The 6237-nt window shown below is 73.2% G+C and carries 6 protein-coding genes; 2 read left to right on the top strand and 4 right to left on the bottom strand.

Annotated elements, in window-relative coordinates; genetic code table 11:
- From VGD70_RS32950 to VGD70_RS32960, 3 genes are all read right to left on the bottom strand, one after another.
- The coding region (locus VGD70_RS32950; protein ID WP_331088350.1) for an ABC transporter transmembrane domain-containing protein at positions 1-1012 on the bottom strand (1012 nt) is incomplete at its 3' end.
- Positions 1013-1175: 163 nt separating this feature from the next.
- A complete protein-coding gene (gene cydB / locus VGD70_RS32955; protein ID WP_331088351.1) occupies positions 1176-2183 on the bottom strand; it encodes a cytochrome d ubiquinol oxidase subunit II in 1008 nt (335 codons plus the stop codon).
- A 9-nt stretch (positions 2184-2192) separates the two neighbouring features.
- Positions 2193-3653, bottom strand: coding sequence for a cytochrome ubiquinol oxidase subunit I (locus VGD70_RS32960; protein WP_331088353.1), 1461 nt, complete (start codon positions 3651-3653; stop codon positions 2193-2195).
- 314 nt (positions 3654-3967) lie between these two features.
- Here VGD70_RS32960 and VGD70_RS32965 point away from each other — a divergent pair, with 314 nt between their 5' ends.
- Both VGD70_RS32965 and VGD70_RS32970 read left to right on the top strand, forming a co-directional pair.
- A complete protein-coding gene (locus tag VGD70_RS32965) occupies positions 3968-4567 on the top strand; it encodes a TMEM165/GDT1 family protein (RefSeq protein ID WP_331088356.1) in 600 nt (199 codons plus the stop codon).
- A gap of 66 nt (positions 4568-4633) precedes the next feature.
- Complete coding sequence (locus tag VGD70_RS32970; RefSeq protein ID WP_331088358.1) at positions 4634-5497, top strand: oxygenase MpaB family protein; 864 nt, start codon at positions 4634-4636, stop codon at positions 5495-5497.
- Positions 5498-5673: 176 nt separating this feature from the next.
- Here the strand turns inward: VGD70_RS32970 and VGD70_RS32975 are convergent.
- Positions 5674-6237 (bottom strand): IclR family transcriptional regulator domain-containing protein (locus VGD70_RS32975; protein ID WP_331088360.1); only part of this gene is annotated, 564 nt, incomplete at its 5' end.

The raw sequence follows: 6237 nt of genomic DNA on the forward strand, positions 1-6237 counted from the left end.
CGGCGACCCGGCGGGCGGCTTCGAGGCCGTCCTCACTGGCGTGGTGGGCGGCGCCCGCGGCGCGCAGCGGGAGGTAGCACTCCGGCGCCAGGATCAGGACGAACAGGCCCACGGCCAGCCCGAGGTCGCCGGAGACGAGGCGCAGCCCGATCGTCACCGCGACCAGCGCCACCGACAGCGTCGCGATGAGCTCGAGCACGAGCGCCGAGGCGAACGCGAGGCGCAGCGTGCCCATCGTGGCCTTGCGGTGGGCGTCGGAGACCCGGCGGACGGCGTCGGCCTGGGCGCCGGCGCGGCGGAACGCGGTGAGGACCGGGAGCGCGCGGGCAAGCTCGAGGAGGTGTGCGGACAGGCGCCCGGTGGCGTCGGCCGCCTCGGCCACCCGGTCTCGGGTGCGCAGCCCGATCAGCACGGCGAACACCGGGACGAGCGGGAGGGTCAGCGCGATGACCACCGCGGACGGCCAGTCGGCGAGCAGGACCACGCCGCCGATGCCGAGCGGCAGGACGGCGACGTTGACCAGCGCGGGGAGGTAGGTGGTGAAGTAGCCGTCGAGCGCGTCGAGCCCGCGGGTGGCGAGCGCGGTCAGCTCCGCCGGTCCAGTGTGGACGATCCACTCCGGACCGGCGGCGAGCGCGCGATCGAGGACGATTTCGCGCAGCTCCGCCTTCGCCCCGGCCGCCGCCCGCGCGGCGACGACCTGCGTGGCCCACCCGAGAACCGCGCGGGCGAGCACCACACCGGCGAGCACCCCCAGCCGCCCGCCGATGGGTGCCCCCGCCCCCCGCACGACATCCGCGAGCACCGAGGCCAGCGCCCACGCCTGCCCGACGAGCGCCACCGCGCTGAGGGCGGCCAGCACCGCGCACACCGCCAGCGCCCGCCGCGCCACCCGCGACAACGCCAGCGCACCGAGCGGGCCAGCCCCTCCGGTGGTCACGCCGGCGGTTGCCCGGCGCGCTGTGCGGAACCGCTGCAGCGCGCCGAGCGGGCCGGATCGTCTGGTGGTCATGCCCGCCCCCGGCCGAAAGCTCCATTCGCGGCCCCGAGTTGTCCACAGGCCCACGCGAAACCCTTTGACCAGCCCAAATCCGGGTAGACTGGCTGTGAGGGGTGCCCCCGGAGTGGGCGGGGGCTGCGTCGGGCACGCGCGCGCGTGCGAGGTTCGGTGGTTGTCATGGGGTGTGGGCCTTCGGGATGTGGGTCGTGGTGATGCGTTTGCGGAACACCCAGTAGGTCCAGCCCTGGTAGATCAGCACGGCCGGAGTGCCGAACGCCGCCACCCATGTCATCACCCCCAGCGTGTACGGGCTCGACGCGGTGTCCGCTATGGACAGTGACCACGCCGGGTCCAGGGTGGAGGGCAGCACGTTCGGGTACAGGGCGCCGAACAGCGTGGTCACCGCCGCCGCCACCGTCACGCCCAGCGACGCGAAGGCCTGACCCTCCCGGCCGACCGCCAGCCGGAGCCACGCGCACACGCCCGCGACCAGGGCCACGACCAGCGGCAGCCACGTCCACGGCGAGCCCTCGCGGAGCTGGACCACCACCAGCAGCAACCCCAGCGGGGCCAACGCGAGCGGCGCGATCGTCAGCGCCAGCCGGCGCGCCCGCAGGCGGATCGGGCCGTCGGTCTTCAGGGCCACGAACGTCGCGCCGTGGACCAGGGCGAAGCCGGCCACCCCGAGCGCGCCCAGCAGCGTGTCCCAGCGCAGCGCCGAGAACGGGGAGCCCACCCGGTTGCCGGCGGCGTCCAGCGGCAGGCCCAGCACGTTCCAGGACAGGACCAGGCCCACGCCCAGCGCGGCCACCGCCGAGCCGGCCGTGATCACGGTGTCCCAGGTGGACCGCCAGCGCGGCGAGTCGGCCTTGCCGCGGTACTCGAACGCCACGCCCCGGCCGATGAGCGCCAACAGCACCAGCAGCAGCGGCAGATACGCCGCGCTGAACAGCCCCGCGTACCACCCGGGGAACGCCGCGAAGGTCGCGCCGGCCGCGACGATCAGCCACACCTCGTTGCCGTCCCAGACCGGGCCGATCGTGTTGATCAGCACCCGGCGCGAGGCCTCGTCCCGGCCCAGGACCCGCAGCAGCATCCCGACGCCGAAGTCGAAGCCCTCCAGGAAGAGGTAGCCGAGCCACAGCACGGCGATGATCAGGAACCAGACGGTCGCGAGGTCCACAAGGGGCTCCTAGTAGGCGAAGGTCAGGACGTCGTCGTCGCGCTCGGGCTCGGCGGGCAGGACGGCCGCGACCCCGCCGCGCACGTACCGGCGGATCAGCACCACCTCGACCACCGCGAGCGCGCCGTAGACCAACGTCAGCGCGATCAGCGAGAACAGCACCTCACCGACGGTCAGCCCGGACACGGCCCGCGCGGTGAACATCCACACTCCGTCCACACCGGACGGGTTGGGTGCGACCACGAACGGCTGGCGGCCCAGCTCGGTGAAGATCCAGCCGAAGCTGTTGGCCAGGAACGGCGTGGCGATGCCGGCCAGCGCCAACCGAGGCAACCAGCGCGACCGCGGCACCCGACCGCGCCGGGTCAGCCACCACCCGAGCACGCCGATCCCCGCGCCGACGGCGCCGAAGCCGATCATCAGGCGAAAGCCCCAGTAGGTCACCGGCAGGTTCGGCACGTAGTCGATCCGCTGCCCCGACAGCTCCCCCAGCCGCGGGTCCACCGGGTAGAACTCGCCGTACCGCGCCTGGTACTCCGCGACGAGGTCGTCGATGCCGCGGACCTCCGAGTCGAAGTCGCTGTTCGCCAGGAACGACAGCAGCGCCGGCACGGTGATGGACTTGACGTTCTCGCAGTCCGGACTGGACACGTCGCCGATCGCGAACACCGAGAAGCCCGCCGGCCGCTCGGTATGGCACAAGGCCTCCGCCGACGCCATCTTCATCGGCTGCTGCTGGAACATCAGCTTCGACTGCAGGTCACCGCTGACGACCAGCGCGCCGAACGCCAGCACCCCCACGAGCGTCCCGAGCCGCAACGACGACCGCCACACCGCGGCGTCCGAAGTGGAGCGATACAGGCGCCACGCCGCGATCCCCACGAGGAACGCGCCGGCCACCGCGAACGCCCCGGCGACCGCGTGCGGGAACGCGGCCAGCACCGTCGAGTTGCCGAGCACCTGCCAGATCGAGGTCAGCCGCGGTCTGCCGTCGACGAGCTCGACGCCGACCGGGTGCTGCATCCACGAGTTCGCCGCCAGGATGAAGTACGCGGATACCACGGTGGCCAGCGAGAACGCCCATACGCACGCCAGATGCACGCGCCGGGACAGCCGGTCCCAGCCGAAGATCCACAGCCCCAGGAACGTGGACTCGACGAAGAACGCGACGAGCCCCTCCATCGCCAGCGGCGCGCCGAACACGTCCCCGACGAACCGGGAGTACTCGCTCCAGGCCATGCCGAACTGGAACTCCTGCACGATCCCGGTGACCACGCCCATCGCGAAGTTGATCAGCAGGAGCTTGCCCCAGAACTTCGTCATCGTGAGGTAGCGCGGGTTCCCCGTCCGCACCCACGCCGTCTGCATGCCCGCGACCAGTAGCGACAGGCCGATCGTGAGCGGCACCATCAGGAAGTGGTAGACGGTCGTGATGCCGAACTGCCACCGCGCGAGATCCAGGACGTCCACGCCGACCACGCTGCTCCGCGTGGCCCGCGGCCGGCAGGTCCGCCGGTCCCGTCCGGGCAGGACCTTGGTCCTGTGATCGGCGCAACCGCCGGCCCGGCGCGGACAGCCGGTAGCATGGTGATCGCCAGAGGGGAGTAGTTCCCGCGGTCGCCTTCGGGTGGCCACGGCGAGGACATCGACATACTGACCCGTTCGCGGGTCCGGTGCCTCACCCGCGTCGAGCGGGCGAACGAGACCTCCGGCCGGGTTAGATCATGCCCGGCCGGAGTCATCCTGCCTCCGTCCGGGCCCGACACGGAGGGACTCCCGTCCACATGGGCCACTGGCTCCTCGCATTCGTCTCGGCGTACGGCGCCGTGTTCCTGCTCGAGCTCCCGGACAAGACGACCGCGCTCACCCTGGTGCTGTCGAGCCGGTTCCGCAGCCGGCCGGTGCTGGCCGGCGCCGCGGTCGCGTTCGCGCTGCAGTCGGTCATCGCGGTCGCCCTGGGTAGCGCGATCACGCTGCTGCCGGCGCGGGTCGTGGCCGGCGCGATCGCGGTGCTGTTCGGGGTCGGCGCGCTCCTGCTGCTGCGCGAGAGCATGGCCGCCGACGCCGGGGACGCCGACGCGGCCGCGTCGAGCACCCGGGCCGGCGTGCCGTTCCTGCGCGCGGCGATGGTCTCCTTCGGCACGCTGTTCCTCACCGAGTGGGGCGACGCCTCGCAGGTCACCGCCATCGGCGTGGCCGCCCGCTACGCGAGCCCCGTCGCGGTGGGCATCGGCACGTTCCTGGCGCTGATGAGCGTGACCGTGCTGGCGCTGCTGGTGGGCCGCAAGCTGCGCTCGCGGGTACCCGCGCACTTCATCCAGCGCGGCGCCGCGGCGGTGTTCGGCGTCTTCGCGCTGCTGGCCGCCTGGCAGGCGATCTTCTAGCCGTACTCCCGGGTCGGTCATCTGGTGGACACTGTCCCCAGTTCACCACGTCATCGGGAGGCGGCGATGCGGCAGCCGATCGAGCCGGGCACCCGGCTGTGGGAGGACACCGGGCTGATCACGTTCTCGCTGACCACGGGGGCGGCGTTCGCGCTGCAGGTGATGCACCCGTCGGTGGGCGCTGTGGTCGGCGAGCACTCGGTGTTCCGCACCGACGCGATCGGCCGGGCCGAGCGGAGCATCGCGTCGGTGCTGACCTGGGTCTACGGCGGCCCGGAGGCACTGGTCGAGGCCGACCGGCTGCGCGCTCTGCACGCGCCGCTGCGGTCCACCGACGCCGGCGGGGTGACGCACACGGCGCTGGCGTCCGGGCCGTGGGCGTGGATCATCCTGACCGCGCCGTACGCGTACACGGTGGCGGCGCGGTACTTCTCCCGCCGGCCGCTGCGGCGCGCGGAGGCCGAGCGGTTCTACGCCGAGATCCAGCAGCTGATGCGCAACCTGCACGTGGCGGAGAAGGAGATCCCGCCGACGTACGCGGCCTACCTCGCCCGCTTCGACGACGTGCTCGAGCACACGCTGGTGGCGCACCCGACGGCGTACGAGTTCCTGGCGGCGACCCGCCGGGTGCCGCCCCCGCTCGGACTGCCGGCGGTGCTGCGCCCGCTGTGGCGCGTGGTGGCGTACCTGCCGGGCCGGGTGCAGCATTTCGTCACGGTCGGCACGCTGCCCCCGAAGGCCCGCACGATCCTGGGCCTGGACTGGACCGACCGCGACGAGCGGCGGCTGCGGGCGCTGGGCCGGGTGATCGCGTTGGTGATGGCCGTGCTGCCGGAACGCCTGCGCTACCTGCCCATCGCCTACGAGGCGCGCCGCGTGGACCGGGCCCGACGAGCCCTCCGACAAGTGCTGGCCCACCGCCCGAGATAACCCGACAAACCGCGACCTCGCGCCCGCACGCGTGCGATGGCAGCCCCCACCCTCTCCGGGGGCACCCCGATTGGGTCAAGTCTATCGGCTCAGGGTCTCGGGAGGGGCTCGGCGGCGGTCGCTGTGGATAACCGGGCGGGTTGTGGACAACTCGCCCGGTCGACGAGCTCGGTCGGTCAGCGCAGGGCGTCGGCCACGGACTGGGCGGCTCGCAGGACCTGCGGGCCGACCACCTCGCCGTCGAGCTCGTGGAAGGTGATCACGCCGACGCTCGCGCGCAGGCCGGGCACGCCGCGAACCGGGGCCGCGACGCCCGACGCGCCCGTCTGGAGCTCGCCGCTCGTCGCGATCCAGCCGGGGACCTCGTCGCGCAGGCCGATCGCCTTGCCGGCCGCGCCCCGGCCCAGCGAGTGGCGCGTGCCGACCCGGTAGGCGACGTGGTAGGTGGTCCACGAGGGCTCGATCACCGCGATCGCCTGGGCCTCCTCGCCGTCGGCGACCGTGAGGTGGGCGGTCGCGCCGACGCCCTCGGCCAGCTCGCGCAACGCCGGCAGCGCGGCCAGGCGCAGCTGCGGGGTGACCTTCGCGGCCAGCCGGAGCAGGCCCAGCCCCAGCCGGACCTTCGAGCCGTCCCGGCGGACCAGGCCCCGTTCCTGCAGCGGCACCAGCAGCCGGTAGATCGCCGCGCGGCTGGCCCCGATGGCCGTCGCCAGCTCGCTGATCGTCGGTGCCTCGGACTC

The organism is Actinophytocola sp. (assembly GCF_036402745.1).
Classification (GTDB): Bacteria; Actinomycetota; Actinomycetes; order Mycobacteriales; family Pseudonocardiaceae; genus Actinophytocola.